Annotated in this window: 23 protein-coding genes; 8 read left to right on the top strand and 15 right to left on the bottom strand. The window is 35.0% G+C overall.

Features of this window, described 5'->3' with window-relative positions; genetic code table 11:
• Positions 1-2: 2 nt before the first annotated feature.
• From CSUIS19072_RS00255 to folD, 5 genes are read right to left on the bottom strand one after another with little or no spacing between them, the layout of a single operon-like run.
• Positions 3-542, bottom strand: a complete 540-nt coding sequence (locus tag CSUIS19072_RS00255) for an adenine phosphoribosyltransferase (RefSeq protein WP_086236568.1) — start codon at positions 540-542, stop codon at positions 3-5.
• A 22-nt stretch (positions 543-564) separates the two neighbouring features.
• Entirely contained in the window at positions 565-897 is a 333-nt protein-coding gene (locus CSUIS19072_RS00250; RefSeq protein ID WP_086236567.1) for a hypothetical protein, read from the bottom strand.
• The gene (rpiB, locus tag CSUIS19072_RS00245) at positions 888-1,337 is read right to left on the bottom strand and encodes a ribose 5-phosphate isomerase B (protein WP_086292760.1); all 450 of its coding nucleotides are present in this window, start codon (positions 1,335-1,337) and stop codon (positions 888-890) included. Before rpiB ends, CSUIS19072_RS00250 begins: the two co-directional genes overlap by 10 nt.
• A gap of 58 nt (positions 1,338-1,395) precedes the next feature.
• Positions 1,396-2,229: a signal peptidase I gene (gene lepB, locus CSUIS19072_RS00240; RefSeq protein WP_086242059.1), complete on the bottom strand. Its 834-nt coding sequence runs from the start codon at positions 2,227-2,229 to the stop codon at positions 1,396-1,398.
• 3 nt (positions 2,230-2,232) lie between these two features.
• Positions 2,233-3,084: a bifunctional methylenetetrahydrofolate dehydrogenase/methenyltetrahydrofolate cyclohydrolase FolD gene (gene folD, locus CSUIS19072_RS00235; RefSeq protein WP_086292762.1), complete on the bottom strand. Its 852-nt coding sequence runs from the start codon at positions 3,082-3,084 to the stop codon at positions 2,233-2,235.
• Between the two features lie 76 nt (positions 3,085-3,160).
• On the opposite strand from folD, the gene CSUIS19072_RS00230 reads away from it, so the two are divergent.
• Genes CSUIS19072_RS00230 through CSUIS19072_RS00200 form a run of 7 tightly spaced genes read left to right on the top strand, consistent with a single transcriptional unit; the run spans position 3,161 to position 8,818 of the window.
• On the top strand, positions 3,161-3,526 hold the full coding sequence (locus CSUIS19072_RS00230; protein WP_086292764.1) for a c-type cytochrome: 366 nt from the start codon (positions 3,161-3,163) through the stop codon (positions 3,524-3,526).
• Positions 3,516-4,787 carry a glutamate-1-semialdehyde 2,1-aminomutase gene (gene hemL, locus CSUIS19072_RS00225; protein WP_086292766.1) on the top strand — a complete coding sequence of 424 codons (1,272 nt, stop codon included), beginning with the start codon at positions 3,516-3,518 and terminating at the stop codon, positions 4,785-4,787. Before CSUIS19072_RS00230 ends, hemL begins: the two co-directional genes overlap by 11 nt.
• Positions 4,784-5,032 (top strand): AtpZ/AtpI family protein, encoded by a 249-nt coding sequence (locus tag CSUIS19072_RS00220; protein WP_086292768.1) that lies wholly within the window; start codon positions 4,784-4,786, stop codon positions 5,030-5,032. The genes hemL and CSUIS19072_RS00220 overlap by 4 nt, the downstream gene beginning before the upstream one ends.
• Complete coding sequence (locus CSUIS19072_RS00215; RefSeq protein WP_086292770.1) at positions 5,029-5,481, top strand: hypothetical protein; 453 nt, start codon at positions 5,029-5,031, stop codon at positions 5,479-5,481. The genes CSUIS19072_RS00220 and CSUIS19072_RS00215 overlap by 4 nt, the downstream gene beginning before the upstream one ends.
• A complete protein-coding gene (locus tag CSUIS19072_RS00210; protein WP_086292772.1) occupies positions 5,468-6,688 on the top strand; it encodes an MFS transporter in 1,221 nt (406 codons plus the stop codon). Before CSUIS19072_RS00215 ends, CSUIS19072_RS00210 begins: the two co-directional genes overlap by 14 nt.
• On the top strand, positions 6,672-8,549 hold the full coding sequence (locus CSUIS19072_RS00205) for a flagellar hook-length control protein FliK (RefSeq protein ID WP_086292774.1): 1,878 nt from the start codon (positions 6,672-6,674) through the stop codon (positions 8,547-8,549). The genes CSUIS19072_RS00210 and CSUIS19072_RS00205 overlap by 17 nt, the downstream gene beginning before the upstream one ends.
• 2 nt (positions 8,550-8,551) lie before the next feature.
• Positions 8,552-8,818: a FlhB-like flagellar biosynthesis protein gene (locus CSUIS19072_RS00200; protein ID WP_086236557.1), complete on the top strand. Its 267-nt coding sequence runs from the start codon at positions 8,552-8,554 to the stop codon at positions 8,816-8,818.
• Here the strand turns inward: CSUIS19072_RS00200 and zupT are convergent.
• The 10 genes from zupT to CSUIS19072_RS00150 form a co-directional block, all read right to left on the bottom strand.
• On the bottom strand, positions 8,815-9,684 hold the full coding sequence (gene zupT / locus CSUIS19072_RS00195) for a zinc transporter ZupT (RefSeq protein ID WP_086236556.1): 870 nt from the start codon (positions 9,682-9,684) through the stop codon (positions 8,815-8,817). The two genes, CSUIS19072_RS00200 and zupT, sit on opposite strands and share 4 nt — an antisense overlap.
• A gap of 141 nt (positions 9,685-9,825) precedes the next feature.
• A complete protein-coding gene (locus CSUIS19072_RS00190; RefSeq protein ID WP_086236555.1) occupies positions 9,826-10,815 on the bottom strand; it encodes an isopenicillin N synthase family dioxygenase in 990 nt (329 codons plus the stop codon).
• Between the two features lie 28 nt (positions 10,816-10,843).
• Positions 10,844-11,833 carry a hypothetical protein gene (locus CSUIS19072_RS00185; protein ID WP_086242057.1) on the bottom strand — a complete coding sequence of 330 codons (990 nt, stop codon included), beginning with the start codon at positions 11,831-11,833 and terminating at the stop codon, positions 10,844-10,846.
• The gene (gene metG / locus CSUIS19072_RS00180) at positions 11,834-13,726 is read right to left on the bottom strand and encodes a methionine--tRNA ligase (RefSeq protein WP_086292776.1); all 1,893 of its coding nucleotides are present in this window, start codon (positions 13,724-13,726) and stop codon (positions 11,834-11,836) included.
• Between the two features lie 18 nt (positions 13,727-13,744).
• Complete coding sequence (locus tag CSUIS19072_RS00175) at positions 13,745-14,062, bottom strand: hypothetical protein (RefSeq protein WP_086292778.1); 318 nt, start codon at positions 14,060-14,062, stop codon at positions 13,745-13,747.
• Complete coding sequence (locus CSUIS19072_RS00170; protein WP_086292780.1) at positions 14,055-14,888, bottom strand: class 1 fructose-bisphosphatase; 834 nt, start codon at positions 14,886-14,888, stop codon at positions 14,055-14,057. The genes CSUIS19072_RS00175 and CSUIS19072_RS00170 overlap by 8 nt, the downstream gene beginning before the upstream one ends.
• 1 nt (position 14,889) lies before the next feature.
• A complete protein-coding gene (locus CSUIS19072_RS00165) occupies positions 14,890-15,453 on the bottom strand; it encodes a molybdopterin-guanine dinucleotide biosynthesis protein B (RefSeq protein ID WP_086292782.1) in 564 nt (187 codons plus the stop codon).
• A 57-nt stretch (positions 15,454-15,510) separates the two neighbouring features.
• Positions 15,511-16,608, bottom strand: coding sequence for a succinyl-diaminopimelate desuccinylase (gene dapE / locus CSUIS19072_RS00160; protein WP_086236550.1), 1,098 nt, complete (start codon positions 16,606-16,608; stop codon positions 15,511-15,513).
• A 1-nt stretch (position 16,609) separates the two neighbouring features.
• On the bottom strand, positions 16,610-17,218 hold the full coding sequence (locus CSUIS19072_RS00155) for a LysE family translocator (RefSeq protein WP_086236549.1): 609 nt from the start codon (positions 17,216-17,218) through the stop codon (positions 16,610-16,612).
• Entirely contained in the window at positions 17,215-19,413 is a 2,199-nt protein-coding gene (locus tag CSUIS19072_RS00150) for an endonuclease MutS2 (protein ID WP_086292784.1), read from the bottom strand. The genes CSUIS19072_RS00155 and CSUIS19072_RS00150 overlap by 4 nt, the downstream gene beginning before the upstream one ends.
• A 228-nt stretch (positions 19,414-19,641) precedes the next feature.
• On the opposite strand from CSUIS19072_RS00150, the gene CSUIS19072_RS00145 reads away from it, so the two are divergent.
• Positions 19,642-20,172 (top strand): OsmC family protein, encoded by a 531-nt coding sequence (locus CSUIS19072_RS00145; RefSeq protein WP_086292786.1) that lies wholly within the window; start codon positions 19,642-19,644, stop codon positions 20,170-20,172.
• Positions 20,173-20,182: the final 10 nt, after the last annotated feature.

The raw sequence follows: 20,182 nt of genomic DNA, 5'->3' as shown, positions 1-20,182 counted from the left end.
CTCTAATCCTCTAATGCTACATAAATTGGCGCATAACCCTTAAGCTCTTTTAATCCACCAATCCCAATATCAATCACAAAAGCCATCTCAACTAAATTTGCCCCAAGCTTTAATATCAGCTCACAAGCTGCCTTAGCCGTGCCGCCGGTGGCGATTACATCATCTACTAATAACACATTTGCCCCTGGCTTAAAAGCATCAATATGCATCTCAAGCTTACTAGATCCATACTCTAGCAAATACTCTTGCGAAATAGTGGTATATGGGAGCTTACCTGATTTTCTAGCAGGGACAAATCCAACCCCAAGTCTATCAGCCAAAGCAGCACCAAAGATAAATCCACGGCTATCAATCCCTACAACATAATCCAAATTTCTATCTTTATATCTTTGATAGAGATGCTCCATCAAAAGATTAAACGCCTTTGAGTCCCTTAAAAGCGTAGTAATATCGCTAAATAACACTCCAGGCTTTGGAAAATCAGCGATCTTTCTAATGGTTGATTTTAAATACTCTTTTTGCTCTTGTGATAAACTATCCATACTTTTCCTTATTAAATTTAATCTATAGTAGCGCTTCAATCTTGCCTTCAAGCTCTTTTATTCTAGCCCTTAATTTATCATTTTCAATTCTATATTGTGAATTTCTAGTCCTAAGACCAGTAACATCGCCTTTAATTTTATTTAATTCATCGGTTAATATATCTATATTTCCAAGACTTCTTTGGAGTTGAACTTGGAGTTTGCGAATGATTATCTCAGTATCATCTAAATTATTTTTGACAAAATCACGCATAGAACGCTCTTTTTTAAGCAAAGTTTTATAGTAAAATACCATAACAATCAAATATACACTACAACAGATAAAAAATGTATAAAAAATCCAATCTAAAAACATTGACACGCTCCTAGCTTTTCAACTCGTCTTTGATGCCTACCACCAATAAATTCAGTAGCAAAAAACACCTCCACCATATCTTTAATAACATCACTACCAACCACCCTAGCACCAAAGCATAATACATTTGCATCATTATGCTCTCTTGATAGCCTTGCTGTTGTGGCATTATAGCTTAATGCACATCGTATATGAGAAAAGCGATTTGCAGCTATGGAGATACCAATTCCACTACCACATATCAATACGCCAAACTCATCGCTACTTTTAATGCTACTAGCTACCAAGGTAGCAAAATCTGGATAATCAACGCTAATACTAGCACTATTGGTGCCTAGATCAACTACAGATAATCCCATATTTTCTAATATATTTTTTGTCTGCATTTTTGCTTCATATCCAGCGTGATCACTAGCTATATAAACCTTAGAAATATTCATCTAAACCTACTTTAATTAAAATTCCTTGATTATATCATATTAAATAATATAAATTTAACTATTTTGCCATATCCTCTAAGCTACTTGCTAAGCGACCTATGCGATCCCATCGGATTTTGTAGTTTTCATCATAGCTTAAATATACAAACCACGGCGTCCCAACTATATATTTATAAGGCACTGACCCCCAAAACCTACTATCACTGCTATTTTCTCTATTATCGCCTACCATAAAATACTCATTTTGTGGCACTCTAAAGTAGTATGCATTAAAATCTAACCCGCCAATTCTAGGTAGCTCTGGCACCATAATCTTACTCATAGCAAAATCCACCATACCAGCAATTGTGAATGTATCAGCTCTTAACCCACCATAATTATCTTTATCAGTGTTATTATCATAGTGAATTCCAGCCATCTTATATGGCTCTTTTATAAATTTCTTTCCGCTTAAAATCACGATATTAGCATCTTTAAATTCCCTTGCTATCTCATCATCTCCACCGCTTGGGCGCAGATACATAGCCCCAGGAGCGAATATCACCTCATCAAGCCCAGTGGCAAAATTACGCTTTACATAGTGAATTTTAGGATCTTTTGGATAGCGAAAAACCACTATATCTCCACGCTTTGGTCCATCACTAGCTATCAAATGACCATCGCCATCGCTATCAGGAAGCACTGGAATTTCTATAAATGGAATATGTGGTGTGGGAATTCCATATGAGTATTTTTTAACAAAGAGATAATCTCCAACTAAAAGAGTATTTTTCATAGAGCCACTAGGTATTACAAAGGCTTGAGCTATAAAAAATATGATAAACAAAACTATAATTATAGTCCCCGTCCAACTACTACAAAAATCATAGAATTTAGAAAAAATTCTTCTCAAAGCTTAACCTTTTAATTTTCTATTTTTAGCAGATTTTAGCGTATTGCTAAGCAGCATTGCAATTGTCATAGGCCCCACTCCACCTGGCACAGGAGTTATCATAGAGCATTTTGGGGCTACGCTCTCATAATCACAATCACCAACTAATTTACCATTATCTAAGCGATTTATCCCTACATCAATGACTATAGCTCCATCTCTTATCATATCAGCCTTTAAGAAATTTGGCTTACCCACAGCCACCACTACTATATCAGCATTTTGGCAAACTTTTGCTAAATCTTTTGTTTTAGAGTGAGCTATAGTAACAGTAGCCCCAGCATTTAGCAGTAGTGCCGCCATTGGTTTGCCTACTATATTGCTCCTTCCTATAACCACAGCATTTTTACCGCTTACTTCGATATTATAGGCTTTTAAAAGCTCCATTATCCCAAGTGGGGTACAAGGCACAAATCCATCAAGACCGCTATTTAGCTTGCCTACATTTATAGCATGAAATCCATCTACATCTTTATTTGGATCAATCGCTTCAAGAATTGAATTTGTATCTATATGCTTTGGAAGTGGTAATTGGACTAAAATTCCATCTATGCTATCATCAGCATTTAATAGCTCTATTAAAGCCAAAAGCTCACTTTGAGTAGTTGATGCAGGTAATTTATGAGCCACTGAACCCATATCACAAGCGATTGTTGCTTTCTCTTTACTAGCTACATATGTCTGACTAGCCTTATCATCGCCTACTAGTACAACTGCTAAGGTTGGCGTAATTCCTTTGCTTTTTAGGGCTAAGGCTTCATCTTTTACCCTTTGCTTTACTCTATTGCTTATCTCTTTGCCATCAATTATCTGCATTTTTAGTCCTTTTATGTATTTTTTAATTACAAAAATTGTATCATACCTAAATTCAAATTAAATTCAAGTGAGATATATGAAATTTATTACTTTTTTTTTAATTTTTACTACTTTTGCATTTAGTAGTGAGTTTATCACCAAAAATGAATACGCCAAAATGCTATACCAAAATCCAAGAGGCATAGGATGTAATAAATGCCACGGCGATAAAGGAGAGGGAGCATTAATCGTCAAATATAAAGCATTTAATAAAAAAAGTAATAAATATGAGGAGAGATCTTTAAAAGCACCAAGGATAAATAATCTTGATTTTGATAGATTTAAATCAGCCGTTACGGACTCTAAGGGCATTATGCCATCATATTTTCTTACTCAAAATGAGATTTTAAATTTGTTTGAATACATAACTTCATTTAATAAGGATAAAAAAGATGAGAAATAAAGATGAATTTCTAGAAGCACAAAGGTATATCCCAGGTGGGGTAAATTCTCCAGTGCGTGCCTTTGGCTCAGTTGGCTCTACTCCGTTAATAATCGATAGAGGTGAGCGTGAGTTTATCTATGATATTGAAAATAATGAGTATATTGATTATGTTTTAAGCTGGGGGCCACTCATCTTTGGTCACTGCGATAAGGATATAGAAGATGCGGTAATATCAACAGCTAAAAAGGGTTTAAGCTTTGGCGCACCATGCTTACTAGAGACTAAACTAGCTAAATTGGTTTTATCTAAATTTCCTCATCTTGATAAAATTCGCTTTGTTAGTAGTGGGACTGAGGCTACTATGAGTGCCATTAGACTAGCTCGTGGATATAGCAAAAAAGATGGAATTATCAAATTTGAAGGGTGCTATCACGGCCATAGCGATGGATTATTAGTCAAGGCTGGAAGCGGTGCTACGACCTTTGGATACTCAAGCAGTCTTGGTGTCCCAAATGATATAATAAAAAATACCCACCTAGCAAAATATAATGATTTAAATAGCGTTGAAGAGTGCTTTAAAAATGCCGATATTGGCGTTATAATCGTTGAGCCAATTGCTGGAAATATGGGTCTAGTCCCTGGTAGCGATGAGTTTTTAAATGGTCTTAGAAAAATTTGCGATGAAAAGGGTGCGGTGCTAATCTTTGATGAAGTTATGAGTGGATTTAGAGCTAGTGCCACTGGTAGCTATGGATTAAATAAGATTAAGGCCGATATAGTTACATTTGGCAAGGTTATTGGCGGTGGTATGCCATGTGCTGCTTATGCCGGTAAAAAGGAGATAATGGAGCTTATAAGCCCACTTGGTGGGGTGTATCAAGCTGGAACGCTAAGTGGAAATCCCGTTGCTATGGCCGCTGGACTGGCTGCGTTAAATAAAATTTATAATACGCCAAATTTATATGATGAGCTAGAGCAAAAAAGTAAATTTATCACAAATAGTATGCTACAAGCTGCTAAAGAGAGTGGGATTGGATTACAAGTTGAAGTGCGTGGATCCATGTGGGGATTTTTCTTTAGCGAAAATCCAGTTACCAACTACGCCCAAGCACTAAAAAGCGATACAGATAGATTTGCTAAATTCCACGCTCAAATGCTTAAAAGAGGCGTATATCTAGCACCAAGCCAGTTTGAGACTTGCTTTGTTTGTAAGCCACTAAGTCAAACAAGCTTAGATAAGACCGCACAAGCTATAAAAGAGAGTTTTAAAGAGCTATGAGCAAAAAAAGTAAAAAGATAAACACAGCCATAAAAGCCGCTGATAGCCTAAGCCTTGGTATATCAATTGTAGTTGCGGTGCTTATAGGATTTGGAATTGGCTGGGGGCTAAAAGAGCTAACTAGCTCAAATTGGGGGCTTGGAGTTGGTATTTTCATAGGCGTTGGTGCGGCGATAAATAATATCTACAAAGCCTATAAATCTCAAGTTAAAAGCTATGAAGAATTTAATAAAGAAAAAAGATGAAATTTAAAAATTTAGCTATTTTTTATCTGATTTTAGATGCTCTGTTAATTGCCATTACTTCAGCTTATGGTGCTGTGGAGCTTCTAAATTCGCAAATTGCCTTTATCTGTTCGAATTTAATACTATTTGCTAGTTATCTTGGCTATAAAAATAGGGTTAAAAATAGAAGTATAAACTATGAATTAAGCGATAAAGAGCTTGAAATTTTCGAAGATGAAGAAAATGAGAATAATCAAAATATCAAAGATGATAAAAATAGCATTAAATTTCGTAAAATCGATATTTTAGGTGCTTTTAAACCACTTAGATTAATTAGCTATCTTATATTGATTGTAGCGTTTTTTGCCCTGCTTAGAGCTGGGATTTTCGAGCCTATATCATTTTTAATGGGACTTGCTTTAATGCCACTTGGGGTGTTTTGTGCGGGGGTATTTTATGCGAGGAAGTAAAAGAGCTATAATATCCCTAAGCGCCTTATTTATCGGCGTTAGCTTTATATTTATCGCTAGTGGCTTAGTAGTTAGCTCAGGTGGGGTTTTACTCAATGATATGGGCGCTTCAAAGACGCAAATTGGCTTTATTACATCTTTATTTTTCCTTGGCGCACTTACTTGTACCATAGTCTCTCATAGGCTTATCTCTAAGGTCGGTCATATGAGAGCTTATGCGATTTTTACGGCTCTTTTTGCTATTTGCGCGTTGCTTCATGATATGAGTGATAATCTCATATTTTGGGCAATTTTAAGATTTATGCTTGGCTTTTGCTACTATAGTATTGTATTAATTGTAGAGAGCTGGCTAAATGAGAAAACTCCAAATTCCATTAGATCAAGAGTTTTGGGGTTTTATGAGATTGTATTTTACACAGCTTTTGCCATTGGTGCGGTGATTATGAGTATGAATTTAAGCGTTACAAAGGTATTTATCATTGGAACTATATCAATTATAATTGGCTCAATTCCACTAAATTTTCTTAAAATCAAATCCCCTAAAATTCCAAAATCCATAAATATAAGCCTACCTAAAATCTATAATATCGCCCCATTAGCGCTTGCTACTAGCATAATTGCTGGTCTTAGTATGAATGGATTTTTCTCAATGGCATCGCTATTTATAATAACGCAAGGCTACACTACGGCTCAAGCTGGGATATTTATCATAGTTGGAATGTGCGGAGGCTTTATAGCTCACACTATTTTTGGAGTGATTTCAGATAAATTTGGTAGAAAATTAGCCATAATTTTAGCCTCTAGTATAGCATTTTTAGCCTCTAGCGCTTTTGTGCTTATCAATCCTTCTATAATAATGCAGTATATTATAGTATTTTTTTTAGGGTTTGGTATATTTGTGTTATACGCTTTAGCCCTAGCTAGAGCAAATGATGTTCTAAGCGACAAAAACGCCTATGTAGAGGTGGTAAGAGCCTTGCTATTTAGCTACTTGATTGGCTCATTCTTATCCACTATTATAATAGGATTTTTGATAAATCAATTTGGTTTTATAGCCTTTATTTTTTATTACATTGCCTTACTAGCTTTTTTGATAATCTTTGCTATTTTTCAAAAAAGTGTGCCAAAAGCTCAAGAGGTGGCATTTGCCCGTCATAGCGGTCATAGCATAATATTTGATGAGTTAAATAATGATAATAGTAAATAATACCCCAACCCAGCAACCATCTCAAAATAAAGATGAGAAAAAGACCACTTCTAAAGAAAATAGCTCAACAACAGCTCTAAATGATGGCAAAACCATCTTAAAAAAGCCAAATATAGCAATCGAACAAACCAAGCTTGATTTGGAGCTAAATAAATTTTCATCAAAGCTATTAAATGCTCTAAAATCAAATTTAGATGATGGCTCATATAAGCAAAATGCCCTATCGCAGATCAAATCCTCTCAAGTAGCTCCAAATTTAGCCAAAGATCTAACCGCCATATTAAAATCTATAAAATCCGACCCATCTTTAAATGAGTTAGGTGCTAAGCTTGAAAATTTCATTAAGCCAGTTGAACATATCAAAGCGACAAATATAGCTCAAACTATCAAAGATACAGGCGTTTTACTGGAGGCTAAACTAGCTCAAACCCTAAGCCCAGAGGTGCTCCCAGCCAACATCAAATCACTACTATCGCAGATGAAAAACACAGCAAATAAGGATCTATCCATAGCTTTTATGGCGCTAGCTAATACCCAAAGCGACCCAGAGCAGAGCCTTAATGCCCTTTTAGATATTTTGCAACAAAATAGATTAAAAAATAGCCAAATATTGAAAAATTCAAATTTCAAGCCCCTTTTAGACGCTAATACAAAGCTTGAATATACGGCTAAATTTTTAGACAAAATCGCCAATCAAATTCAAACCAACCCCAAAAATCCAATCTCAATAGAGCAAAACATTTCACGAGCTATAAATCAAATTCAAAACATAATAAAAAATATGGAGGCAAATCTATCGCAAATTAATTTTAATAATGCAAATTTAAAAAGCATAAAACCGCTAAATAATCAACTAAATCAGATAATTACAGATATTAAAGATACTCTATCAAATATAAAATCTCAGCTTACCACACCAATCAAAGCCACTCCAAGCAACAATCAAGCAATAGATATTATAAAAAATTTAGACCCAGCAATATCAGCAAAGCTAAGCCAAAATCTCCAAAATAGCAAATCCCAAATCAACCTACTAAATCAAGAGCCAAATAGCATATCTATACAGCAAACATCTCAAAGCATACCAGATATACAAAGCCTAACAAACGCTATAAATCCAAACCAAAATAGCATAAATTTAAATAATTTTATCCAATATATAAACACCGATGCTAATAATCTAAATTTACAAGATAAGCTATCAATGGCTGCTAGAAAGCTCTCAAATATTATTAACTTTTTTGATAAAAATAGCTTAGAAGCTAAAAAAAATTTAACAGAGCTAAAAAGCTTGATTAAAGCTACAAATTTAGCTAAGAGTGAAATATCAAATATAACTCCAAATGATAATAATATCTCAGCCCAATCACTACAAAACGATCTTAAAGCCACGCTTTTAGCCCTAAAAGACGCTACGGCTAACCAGTCAAACCAAGCTGCATTAAATCAAAATATAAATAGACTTCTAACTCAAATTGAGATGCACCAGCTAATTAGCTACGCACAAAACTCAATCCAAACCTACTTACCATACTCGTGGGACGCTTTAGAAAGTAGTAATATAGCCTTTAAACAAGGCAAAAAAAAGAGATTTTATGCTAAAATCGATCTAAATTTTACCCATTTTGGAAATGTAGATATAGTAATTGCTCTAAGTGATAATAAATATATAGATATTAGCATTGCTACTGGAACAGCGGAATTTAAAGATCTAATCTTAAGCTCTAGTAAGGAGCTAAAAACAGCGATTACATCTCTTGGGCTTATAGTAAGTAGCTTTACCCTAGCTCACAAACCTAAAAAAACTCCATATAGCCAAATAGATAGAGCATTTGATTTTGGCTTTAATAAAAAGGCGTAAATATGGCAAAAAAGATTAAAAAAGCCGTTGCTTTAGGATATAATAAAGATAGAGACAATGCTCCAAAAGTCCTAGCTAGTGGCAAAGGCGAAGTCGCTCAAAAGATAATAGAAGCTGCCAAAATATATAAAATACCAATCAAAGAAGATAGCGATTTAGTCGAGATCCTAAGCAAGGTAGATATAAACCAAGAGATCCCGCCAAATCTCTATAAGGCAGTTGCAGAGGTCTTTAGCTTCTTATATCGCACTACAAAGCTAAAGCACTAAATTCCAAGTAAAATAAGGCTTACAGCCATCACAGCCATACCGCCAACTAACCCATATAAACTATCGTGTGCTTTATCATAACTTCTAGCAGCAGGGAGCAACTCATCAAAGCTGATAAATACCATAATTCCAGCTACCACACCAAATATAATAGCCATTAATGTTTCATTTAAAAATGGCATTAAAATAATTGCTCCCACAATAGCCCCAATTGGTTCAGCAAGTCCAGACAGACATGAGTAGGCAAAGGCTCGTTTTTTATCATTAGTAGCGTGATATATAGGTAGTGATACAGCCAAGCCTTCAGGTATATTATGCAGTGCTACGGCTATAGCAATTGCTAGTCCAAAACTAAGAGAGTCAATACTACTAATAAATGTCGCAAAACCTTCTGGAAAATTGTGTAAAGTAATGGCAAAAGCGGTCATAATCCCTGTTCGCTTTAGGCGTTTTAGCCCTATATTGCTTATACCAGGGTGATAGGTGGGGCGAGGCTCATTATGGCTAGGCAAAGGGCAGAATTTAAGCTCATCAAGGCTATCTTTTGGCTCATGCGGATTTAAATCACTTGGTATAAACTTATCTATCAAAGCAGTAAATATAATCCCACCAAAAAATGCTAAAAGCCCTATAAATTCAGCATTTTTGCTATCATAAATTCTAGCAAATTCACTCATAGAATCAGGCAAAATCTCCATAAATGATATATAAATCATAACACCAGCACTAAATCCTAGCCCCACACTAAGTAGCCTAAAATCATCTTTTTTGCTAAAAAATGCAATAATCGCACCAATAGAAGTGGAAAATCCAGCAAAAAGCGTAAGCAAAAACGCATAAAATATCTGACTAAATTGAAATTCCATTTAAACACCTAAATAATAATTTTTATTATTAAACAATAAATTAGCTGAATTTTAGCTTTAAATAATAATTTTTATTATTTAATATGACATATTGATTAATATAGCAATAGAATTCCAAAGGCGAAACCACGCCTTTGAAATTTAAAAACTAAATTTATCCACAAGATCGCTATGATGGACTTTAGCCACATCTGGATGAGATCTTATCATTCTTTTAAAGTAGTTTTGAGCCACATTTCTAAGAAGTGGATTTTTAGGATCTGTATCTACTCCTGTGCTCTCTTTTTTAAGATGCTCTGGAAGCTCTAAAATTGGTATATCCTTATCAAGCTGAACGCCTAAAAAATATGCTATAGAAAATCTCTCATTAGGGGTTAAATTTACTCTATGTATTGTAGCTTTTAGATAGCCATTTGTAGCAAGTTCTAAAAATTCGCCTATATTTACAACCACAGATCCATCCATTGGTGGCACATCTATCCACTCTGAGTTTAGCAAACCTTGTAATCCTGACTCCCTATCTTGAAAGACAAAAGTAATCAATCCACCATCTTTATGCGCCCCAACGCCTTGAGTATTTCCATCAAATGCCGCTTGATAACGAAGTAATTTAGCATGTGCGTATGAATTCTCCCCATAAAGCTTATCAAAAGAATCCTCAGGCAACTCAAGTGCCATAGCAAAGCCTTTAAGGAGTTTTAGCGTAGCTAGGCTAGTTTGGTCAAACCAAGCATTAAATTTATCTCTAAGCTGCGGGATCTGCTTTGGAAATAGATTTGGACCTTGAATTCTCATCCAAATAGGCGAGTTTTCATCCCAATCTAGAGCCTCTTTATCACTACCAGCGTCTATTTGCTCTCTATAATCCTTACCGCCGGCTGTATATTCGCCACCTTCTTGCGAGTAACCCCTAAATTGCGGTGATTTTAGCATTGAAATTTCTTCTTTTTCTTCTAAGCTTAGAGCAAAAAACTCCTTACTAAGCCTTTGTAGCTCCTTACAAAGCTCTAAATCAATGCCGTGATTTATCAAATAACAAGTCCCAAAAGTAGTAAATATAGATTTTAAATCAGATATAAATTTATCCCTATTACTATCAAGCTCATTTAGATCCAATATCGGAATTTGCATACCCATCTCCTTTTTGTAAATTTAATAATTAAAATAGCGTTGGCTCTACTAAGCCTTGATTTAATGCCATCTCCACATCTTGATAATCTTCTAAAATCAAAGCATATCTAAACTCATCTAGCTTCTTAATATCGCCAATATCACTATATATAAAATCAGCCATAAAAGCCACGCTACTACCGGCCTTAGCGCAGATAATTGCGTCGCTAAATTTCGCTCTTAGGCTGCTTGCTTCAATCTTAAAAAGCTCCTCATCGCTCTCGCAAATTATAGCCCTATGGCTTTGCCCAAATTCTTGAATATTAAAAAATCTATCCACAAAAATAGCCCTAAAATGGTTAAATTTATCAAAGCTATTAATCCTAAATCCCACGCCACATTTATCAAAAAAGCTCATTATATTGACTAGATCTTTGATAAAGATATTTGGGAATTTAAGCTCATTATAGTAGCTATCTTTAAACAAAATTGTAGTGTAAAATAGCGATCCATTATCTATCAAATTATAGTGTAAATCACTCAAACTATCATCATTTAAGCTAGAGTAAGAAAAGCTCAACTTATCTATCATTGTCTCATCAATACTCATAATATATGCGTTATTATCGGCTTCTATGATCTGCATAAAAGCTTGATTTAGATCGCAACTAAGCAAACATAGAGATCTAGGTAGATACAAACACTCTAAAATTGAGCCTTCTAGTCTTGTAAGATGGATAAATTTAAGCTCTTTTTGTGCTGAGAAAAACCTCATCAATCTTATCATAGCCATAACCACACTATCAACCCTAATTATAGCTATCTCATCATCTTTGCTATTTAAACTCAAATCAGTTATAATCGCATAAGCCCCACTCTTAATAGCAAGGAGAGCGTCATCTATCGTAGCATTTAAAGCTAGATATGCCATACCGACTTTTATTAAATTTGGATCTAGGCAAAATCCATTTATCATACTGATTTTAGGGTTGTTTTTTAGTTCGCCATTTACTAGCGTGGTTAGGTTTTCTATTCTCATTTATCCGACAATCGCTCCATTTTTTACATTAGCATGAGTGCCTAAAAGAGTTAAGCTTCCATCTTCTGCGCTCAGTATCATACCCTCGCTTAAATGCTTAAATATCTTAGCTGGTTTTAAATTAGCCAAGACGCAAACTTGCTTGCCTATTAAGCTTTTTGGCTCATAATATTTTGCTATACCGCTGATAATTTGCCTTGGATTTTCCTCGCCTAAATCAATTTTAAATTTAAGCAATTTATCGCTACCTTCGATATTATCACACTCTAAAATAGTGCCAACTTTGATAACGCACTTTTTAAAATCATCTATTTTAATCTCTTCATCTTTGGATTTAACCTCATCAATCTTTACCATTGGAGCTGGAGAGATTAATTCATGCTCTATTTTAGCAAATAAAGGAGTGGTAGAGTTAGCTTTAAAATTGCTTAAATTTGGGTTTATTATAAGCTCATTATAGCTATTAGTATCAATTTTAAACTCCAAAGTCTCAGCTATTTTTTGAGCTGTATTTGGCATTGCTGGACTTAGCAAAATAGCAACCTTAGCCAAAAGATTTGCCACCAAGGCCACCAAGGCATTTGCCTCATCAAATTTATTATTCTTAATCAAATTCCAAGGCTCATACTTAGCCACTAAAGCATTTGCCATATTTAAAACTTTCCAAAGCTCCTCTAAATATCTATTTGGAGCGATCTCATCTAGACTAGCAACTGCTTGATCTATATGTATTTTAGCCGCTTCAAACTCACTTAAATAGAATTTCTTAACATCAGCTGAATTAATAATATTATTTGAGTATTTGGAGCTCATACCTACTATTCTACTTAGCAAATTTCCTAAATCATTGCTTAATTCACTATTTATGCGATCTATTAAAGCCTTTTGAGAAAAATCCCCATCTTGACCAAATGGCACCTCTCTTAATAGAAAATATCTAAACGCATCTAGACCATACGCATCGGCTACCTCTTTTGGATTTACGACATTGCCAAGACTCTTACTCATCTTAACCCCATCTCTAGTCCACCAGCCATGTGCTGCTACGCTAACTGGCATAGGCAGATCAAGACTCATCAAAAACGCCGGCCAATAAACCGCATGAAAACGCAAAATATCCTTACCTACCATATGCAAGGTATTTCCCCAATACTCCATATTCTCCTCACCTCTAGTATATCCTAAGGCTGAGAGATAATTAACTAGCGCATCTAGCCACACATACATTACATGCTTTGGCTCATTTAGCTCTTTTGGTAGCCCAATCCCCCACTCAAAGCTAGTCCTAGTAATAGATAAATCCTTAAGTCCGCCTTTGACAAAGCTTATTACCTCATTTTTTTTGCCTTTTGGAAGGACGCATTTATCATCTTCATACCATTTTAATAATCTATCTTGATATTTTGAAAGAGCAAAAAAGTAGCTCTCTTCTTTTACCAACCTAGTCTTTTTACCACAATCAGGACAGCACTCATCATCTATTAGTTGATTAGTAGCAAAGAAACTCTCACAGCTTACGCAGTAGCTACCCTCATACTCCCCTTTATAAATATCCCCTTTTTTAAGCATTTTAGAAAAAACATTTTGGCTAGTTATCTTATGATAATCATCAGTAGTGCGGATAAAATAATCATAGCTAATGCCAAATTCATCCCATAAAGCCCTAAATTTAGCACTTACCTCATCTGCGTACTCTTTTGGGCTTTTGCCTCTAGCTTTAGCAGCCTCTTCTATCTTTTGGCCATGCTCATCTGTGCCTGTTAAAAAAAAGACATCATCGCCCCTTAAGCGATAAAATCTAGCTAAGGTATCGCAAATTATCGTAGTATAAGCGTGTCCGATATGCGGGACATCATTTACATAATATATTGGTGTGGTTATAAATTTCTTCATCATTTTCCTTTAAATTTACTAAAAATCAAACTGACCTCCACGGCCTTCATTCATCTTTTCATATGTGGATTTGACATAATTTTCCCTTATATCGCACTCAAAAATTCTATCACAATTCATACAACTACTTAGATTATTTGCCTTTTGGCAATCTTTGAGCATAGCTGTGGCAATATCAAATTGTAAAATTACAAACTCCTTAATCCTATCACAGCCAAAGACTCGTTGGCACTTTGAACAGCTATCTCCAGATGAGTTTTGAGCGATACAGTTATTTAGTGCTATTTTTTTATTCTCAAGCTCATCAACACCTTTAAATTCAGCAATCTTAGCCATTTTTTACTCTATCAATCTCAAATTTAGAACCAAAATAGCAAGGCGTAGTCTGATGAGTTTGCTCAATTTTAATATCCAATAAACTATCATTTACCCCATTAGTCGTAGCTCCACCAGCTTTTTCATATATATAGGCAAATGGCAAAACCTCAAAGGCAACTCTAAGCTTGCCATTTGGCGCATCAGTCGTAGCTGGATAGCTAAATAATCCCCCACCTTTTAATAAAACTTGATGTAAATCACTAACCATCGCACCGCTATATCTAAGCCTATATCCATCATCAAACAGCGATTTTATCATAGCTCTATGAGAGTCGCTCCAACCTTTTTGAGTGCCACCTGTAGCGTTTATCTTGCCCTTTTGATTTAACTCTAAATTCTTAATAAATTTAAACTCATTATCTCTATTTAACCTAAATAATTTCACGCTATCATCGCACACTACTAGCTCCACTCTTGGCCCATAAACACTATATAAAGCAACTACTAAATTCCTAGCCTCCAAAGAGCCTTTATAAACCCCAAATATCGATCCAACGGCGAAATTTACATCCACTAAGCTACTTCCATCAAGCGGATCATAAGCGATGATATACTCACCGCCATCATTTACGCTCAAAGGAGCATCTTTTTCTTCGCTAATTATAGCTTTTATGCTGCTAAGCTCTTTTAACCTATTTTCTATTATCTCATCACTTAAAATATCAAGCTTTAGCTGAGTATCGCCAGTAGCATTTGAGCTTGTCGCATAGCCTAAATCCCCATATTTTAATACTTCGCTAATCTTAATAGCTATATCTTGTACTGCTTTTATAATCTCTTGCATTTTATACCCTTTTTGCGTTTTTATCTATCCATTTTATAATATCATCTATATCATCAAGACCAAATTTATCCCCATCAGCACTAAACTCTGCTATATTAGTCGCAAATGCATCACTAAATGGAATAAAATCATCTATAACCTCATTTCTAAAAATCGTAATTCTAGGAAGTTTTAAGCTCTTTAACCCCTCAATTAACAAATAGTCAAACTCACCAAAGTAAGCCGCCAAAATCTCTAATTCACTACCAAAATTATCTAAATTTGGCTCAAATTTCTCATTTTTATCTTTGTGTAATTGCGAATTTATCCTATCACTACCGCCAAAAAGCCCACTTTTTAAAAAAATCGATGTTCTATTTGGGCTTACTACTGCTACATCTGCACCAATGCTACTATAGATATAGCTATCCTTGCCAGGATAATCAAATTTCGCCTTATCGCCTGGATCGTGCTTGGTTATTGCTACTTTAAATCCACGAGATATAAGCTCCTTTGCCACCTTAGATATGAGCGTTGTCTTGCCACTTCCACTAGCCCCACTGAAGGCTACAGCTAATCTTTTAATGATATTTCCTTTTTGAATTTCCCATAATTTTAGCCAAAAAAATCTTAAAAAACGAAATCATTTAAAATGTAAAATCAAATCGCTAAAAATCTCATAAAGCTTCTTTATCTCACTTACGCTTACTCTCTCATCTACTGCGTGAATTCTATCATTTACGACTCCGCACTCCACCACAGGAATGCCAAAAGCAGCAAAATATCTAGCATCGCTTGTCCCACCAGTGGTGCTAAACTCAGGCGTAATCCCACAAACTCTCTCAATGCTATTTTTTAAATTTATAGCAATCTTAGAGTTATCATCAGTTAAAAATGGCTTTGAGCTCTCTTTTAGACTTAGCTCATACCTAAGCCCATTAAAGATTTCATCACAATACCCCTTTACATCTTCGTAGCTAGTTTGGTCTGAATTTCTGATATTAAACATTATTTTAAGCTCACTTGGAGTTACATTACACACCTCCATACCGCCTCTAATATCAGTGATTACTATCTTTGATGGGTCAAAATATCTGCTTCCAGCATCCATATCATATCCAGCAAATTTAGGCAAAATTTGGCTTACTTGATGGATTGGATTTACGCATTTAGATGGATAGGCTGCGTGGCCTTGGACGCCCTTAATAGTGATAACACCATTGATAGAGCCACGGCGACCTATCTTTATCATATCGCCAATCTCATTAGTAGATGTAGGCTCAGCCACTATAGCAAAATCTGGCAAAGCATTATTATCTTTTAAATATCTTAACGCCTCTTTAGTCCCATAAATTCCATCGCCCTCTTCATCGCTTGTTATAATCAAGCTTAAAGTTCCATTAAAATTCTTACTATCCTTACAAGCTTGTAGCATAGCTGCTACTCCGCTTTTCATATCTTGAGCGCCACGAGCGTAAATATATCCATCTTTATCAACTGGTTTAAATGGATCGCTACTCCACCCATCTCCTGGCGGAACTACATCTATATGACCCCCAAAGCATAAATTTACCCCATCGCCAAATTTTTTAGTAAGAATGAGATTTTTTACCCCATTAATCTCTAAAAATTTAGCTTCAAACCCACTCATATATCGCTCAATATAGCTCATCGCACCATCATCATCTGGCGTGATACTCCTAAATTTAAGCAACTCTTTTAAAAGCTTTATAACTTCCATTTTAACCCTTTAAAAATGTATTAAATATAAGAATAATAGCAAATCCAGCCATCAAAATTGCTGAGATATAAGCAAATGCTATTTGAGCTTTTTGGCTTATAAATTTGCGTGAGCGACTAACTATAAATGATAAGAAAACCACCCAAACAAAAATAGCTACAAAAAGCCCAGCAATACCCATCATAGCACTAGGCAAAACCGCCACAACACCACTAACTGAAACCCAAAAGCCAATTATATATGGATTTACAATATTCATAAACGCACCTTTGATAAAACAGCTCCAAAAGGAGCCATCTAAACCCCGCTTTTGACTAATCAATCTTTTAGCCCCATTCAAGGTCAAATAGGCAATATATAATAAAAAAATCGCCCCAAAAATAGCTAGAATTTGCGTTAGTAGCTCATTTTGACTAAATTTCAAAACGCCAAAGCTAATAGCAAACAAATATATAATATCCGCAGTCATCGCTCCAAGCCCCACTCCTAAACCAAGGCGAAATTTAACCAAAGCATAGCTCATAATCAAAATGCTCACAGGCCCAATAGGCACCGCCGCACCAAAGCCTAATATAGCCCCTTGTATAAATCCTTGGATATTTTCTGTCATAATTTTACTACCTTTGAGCCAAAGCCACCCTCACTTGGCGTCCCATCTCTAAAGGCTTTAACGCTTGGGTGGGATTTTAGAAATTCTTTTACCGCATAAGCTAATTTTCCTGTGCCAATGCCATGCTTTATTAAAACCTCATCAAATCCCGCTATTAACGCATCAGAGATAAATTTATCCAATCTATAAATAGCCTCATCGCTCCTAAGACCATGAAGGTCAATCATCACACTAGCTGATTTAGGGCTAGACAAGCTTATATTTACACTTTTTGGGTTATTAAGTGGTTGATTTGTAAGCTTTAAAAGCGATATTGGCACTCTAAAGCTAACCCCATTGCTATCTATAATTGCATGATTTTTACTAAGGCTTAAAACCACCCCTTTAATCTTATCATATTTTACCCTATCGCCTACTTTTAACTCTAAAGGCTGGCTTATAATCTCAGGCTTTTGGATAGCCTTTGCTATGGAATTTGCGCTATTTAAGCTTCTTTGTTTATCTTTTATATCTTTGAGATTTATGCCTCTTTTAGCTTCATTTATAGCCTTATAAAACTCATTTTCTAATGAGCTTAATCTAGCTCTTAGCGTCTCATCAGCTCTGATTTTAGCCTCTTTAGCCTCATTCAATAACTCATCTAATCTTAACTCTTTTTCTTCTGTGCTTTTAAGCTTTAATTTTAACTCTAATTCTAAATTTATAGCCTTAGAGATCATCTCATTTAAATTCTCTTTATCATCGCCATAAGCACTCTTTGCACTAGCTACGATATTTGCTGGAATTCCATATCTACTAGCAGTCTCAAAAGCGTAAGATTTGCCTATAATGCCTTTTAAAAACTCATATTTTGGGCATGAGTTTGTCTCATCATAAAGTGCTGCTATTAGCTCAACTTCGCTATTTTTAGCTAGCAACATAGCAAGGCGTTTGTGGTGAGTGGTGATAACCATCTTTATATCATTTTTCATCATTGTCTGAAGCAGTACACTATATAGACTAGCAGCCTCTTCAAAGTCCGTTCCTAGCTCTATCTCATCAACTCCGATTAATATCTGTTTTTTAGATAAAACCTTAGCAAATCCAAGCATTCTACCAGCAAAAGTTGATATATCATTTTTAGAATTTTGCGGATCTTCGATTATTGCTTGAAATTCCTTAAAGCTACCAATGCTAGATTTAGCACTATTTATACTCATTGGAAGTAGGTATTTAGCTAGCATTGCAGCACTCATTATGCTCTTTAATAGCATACTTTTACCGCCAGCATTAACCCCAGTGATTAAGAGAATTTTCCCACGAAAATCCACGCTTACTCGCTTTGGATTTTTAAGCGCTGGATGGGCAAATTCGCTTAAAATTATATCTTTACTAGAGTTAGCTAAGATAAAGCTATAATCCCTACTCTTAGCAAAATTCACCCTAGCAATCAAGCTGTCTACATAATCAAAGGCTGAATTTATAAATTTTAAAAATGGCAAATTTTTATTAAAAATCGCACTAATTGCCTTAGCATATTCAAATAAAATTTCCTCTTTTTTATCTAATAAATCGCTCTGTTCGCTCTTTAATTTGCTTACAATATCAGGCAAAATATAGAAGTATCCACTACTACTTCTAGCTATTACCGCACCTTTTAAAGCGTGGTTAAATCCACCACGAACTAAAAGAGCCTCATTTGAATTTACATAGTGAATTTGCGTATCTACTAGATATGGGCTTATGCTTTTTGTATAAATTAGCCTTTTTAAACTCTCATCTATTTGCTGTTTTTTATTTTTGTAGGCCTCATTTATCGATATTAAACGCTCATCAATGCTCTCTTTAAATTCCCCATTTTCATCAAAATACTCACAAATTTTATCAATGCTAGATGGAATTTCAATCTTATCTAAATAACCACGCATCTTAGGAGCAAAATTTTGAGATTTTAGATAGTTAAAATACTCTATAATCTTGCTAAATTCATATATCTCGCTAATGTGTAAAATAGCTTGTTTGGATATTCGCATTAGCGCTTCATCTAAATTTGCTACCTCTTTTGGACTCTTTAGATTAAGCTGGGAGATCTCCTCTATTTTCTCATAATTTGCCCTGCTATCGCCACTGATAAAAAGCGGCTTAGGTCTAGCTAAAAATCCATTATACGCACTCAAATACTCGCTTAAATCTAACTTTTCAAATAGCTCTTCCATAAATTCTCACAAAAATAATTTAAAGCTCAATTATACTAATTTTGCCTTAAATCTATCCATTTTAAGGGGCTTTTAGTGGTAAATTTGATTTTTTAAATTAAATTTAATTTATATAATTTAAATATATATTTAATTGCTTTATATTGACAAATATCTAGTTTATTGATATAATTGCTATATTAAAAGATAAATATATCTTTTTACTATATTTTAAAATAAGGAGACAAAATGGCAAATTGTGCTATAAATGCTTGCACTAGACTAGACCCAATTGATAAGGCTGGTTTAGAGGCTTTAATCAAAGCTGGAAAAGAGAATCCAGATGTTATAAAGACACTTAAATGTCGCACAGTCGCAGAGGGAAAATTCCGCCATGCAAACTATATAAGAAATCTACCTGCATATATCGTAGATGAGCCGCCAACACTTCTTGGAGAAGATACCGCACCAAATCCTAGCGAAGCTGTTTTAGCCGCTCTTGGAAGTTGTATAGCAGTAGGAATTCACGCAAATGCGATCGCTCAAAATATAGTTATCACAAAGCTTGAAGTTGAGCTTGAAGGTGATCTAAATATAACTGCTGTTTGGGGAACTGGCGATCTAAGCGAGAAGCCACTTGGATTTACAGATGTAAGAGTAAATGTGATATTAGAAAGCAACGCTGATAAGGCTAAACAAGACGCCCTAATAGCTCACGCTTTAAAATACTCACCGGTTGCAAATACCTTGCTTAGAAATGTAAATTTAGAAGTTAAATAAAAGGATGCAA

This window comes from Campylobacter sp. RM19072 (assembly GCF_024723485.1).
GTDB classification, from domain to species: Bacteria; Campylobacterota; Campylobacteria; order Campylobacterales; family Campylobacteraceae; genus Campylobacter; species Campylobacter porcelli.
The sequence above is the reverse complement of the archived record's forward strand: the minus strand, read 5'-3'. Positions and strand labels throughout refer to the sequence as shown.

Excerpts from the sequence above, each read along its gene's own strand:
- hemL (WP_086292766.1), top strand. The coding sequence starts at position 3,516 with ATGAGAAATAAAGATGAATTTCTAGAAGCACAAAGGTATATCCCAGGT.
- folD (WP_086292762.1), bottom strand. The coding sequence starts at position 3,084 with ATGCAGATAATTGATGGCAAAGAGATAAGCAATAGAGTAAAGCAAAGG.
- CSUIS19072_RS00175 (WP_086292778.1), bottom strand. The coding sequence starts at position 14,062 with ATGGCTAAGATTGCTGAATTTAAAGGTGTTGATGAGCTTGAGAATAAA.
- rpiB (WP_086292760.1), bottom strand. The coding sequence starts at position 1,337 with ATGAATATTTCTAAGGTTTATATAGCTAGTGATCACGCTGGATATGAA.
- CSUIS19072_RS00250 (WP_086236567.1), bottom strand. The coding sequence starts at position 897 with ATGTTTTTAGATTGGATTTTTTATACATTTTTTATCTGTTGTAGTGTA.
- CSUIS19072_RS00230 (WP_086292764.1), top strand. The coding sequence starts at position 3,161 with ATGAAATTTATTACTTTTTTTTTAATTTTTACTACTTTTGCATTTAGT.
- metG (WP_086292776.1), bottom strand. The coding sequence starts at position 13,726 with ATGAAGAAATTTATAACCACACCAATATATTATGTAAATGATGTCCCG.
- CSUIS19072_RS00200 (WP_086236557.1), top strand. The coding sequence starts at position 8,552 with ATGGCAAAAAAGATTAAAAAAGCCGTTGCTTTAGGATATAATAAAGAT.
- zupT (WP_086236556.1), bottom strand. The coding sequence starts at position 9,684 with ATGGAATTTCAATTTAGTCAGATATTTTATGCGTTTTTGCTTACGCTT.
- CSUIS19072_RS00185 (WP_086242057.1), bottom strand. The coding sequence starts at position 11,833 with ATGAGAATAGAAAACCTAACCACGCTAGTAAATGGCGAACTAAAAAAC.
- CSUIS19072_RS00150 (WP_086292784.1), bottom strand. The coding sequence starts at position 19,413 with ATGGAAGAGCTATTTGAAAAGTTAGATTTAAGCGAGTATTTGAGTGCG.
- CSUIS19072_RS00215 (WP_086292770.1), top strand. The coding sequence starts at position 5,029 with ATGAAATTTAAAAATTTAGCTATTTTTTATCTGATTTTAGATGCTCTG.
- CSUIS19072_RS00220 (WP_086292768.1), top strand. The coding sequence starts at position 4,784 with ATGAGCAAAAAAAGTAAAAAGATAAACACAGCCATAAAAGCCGCTGAT.
- CSUIS19072_RS00205 (WP_086292774.1), top strand. The coding sequence starts at position 6,672 with ATGATAATAGTAAATAATACCCCAACCCAGCAACCATCTCAAAATAAA.
- CSUIS19072_RS00190 (WP_086236555.1), bottom strand. The coding sequence starts at position 10,815 with ATGCAAATTCCGATATTGGATCTAAATGAGCTTGATAGTAATAGGGAT.
- CSUIS19072_RS00155 (WP_086236549.1), bottom strand. The coding sequence starts at position 17,218 with ATGACAGAAAATATCCAAGGATTTATACAAGGGGCTATATTAGGCTTT.
- CSUIS19072_RS00170 (WP_086292780.1), bottom strand. The coding sequence starts at position 14,888 with ATGCAAGAGATTATAAAAGCAGTACAAGATATAGCTATTAAGATTAGC.
- CSUIS19072_RS00210 (WP_086292772.1), top strand. The coding sequence starts at position 5,468 with ATGCGAGGAAGTAAAAGAGCTATAATATCCCTAAGCGCCTTATTTATC.
- CSUIS19072_RS00145 (WP_086292786.1), top strand. The coding sequence starts at position 19,642 with ATGGCAAATTGTGCTATAAATGCTTGCACTAGACTAGACCCAATTGAT.
- CSUIS19072_RS00255 (WP_086236568.1), bottom strand. The coding sequence starts at position 542 with ATGGATAGTTTATCACAAGAGCAAAAAGAGTATTTAAAATCAACCATT.
- dapE (WP_086236550.1), bottom strand. The coding sequence starts at position 16,608 with ATGGAAGTTATAAAGCTTTTAAAAGAGTTGCTTAAATTTAGGAGTATC.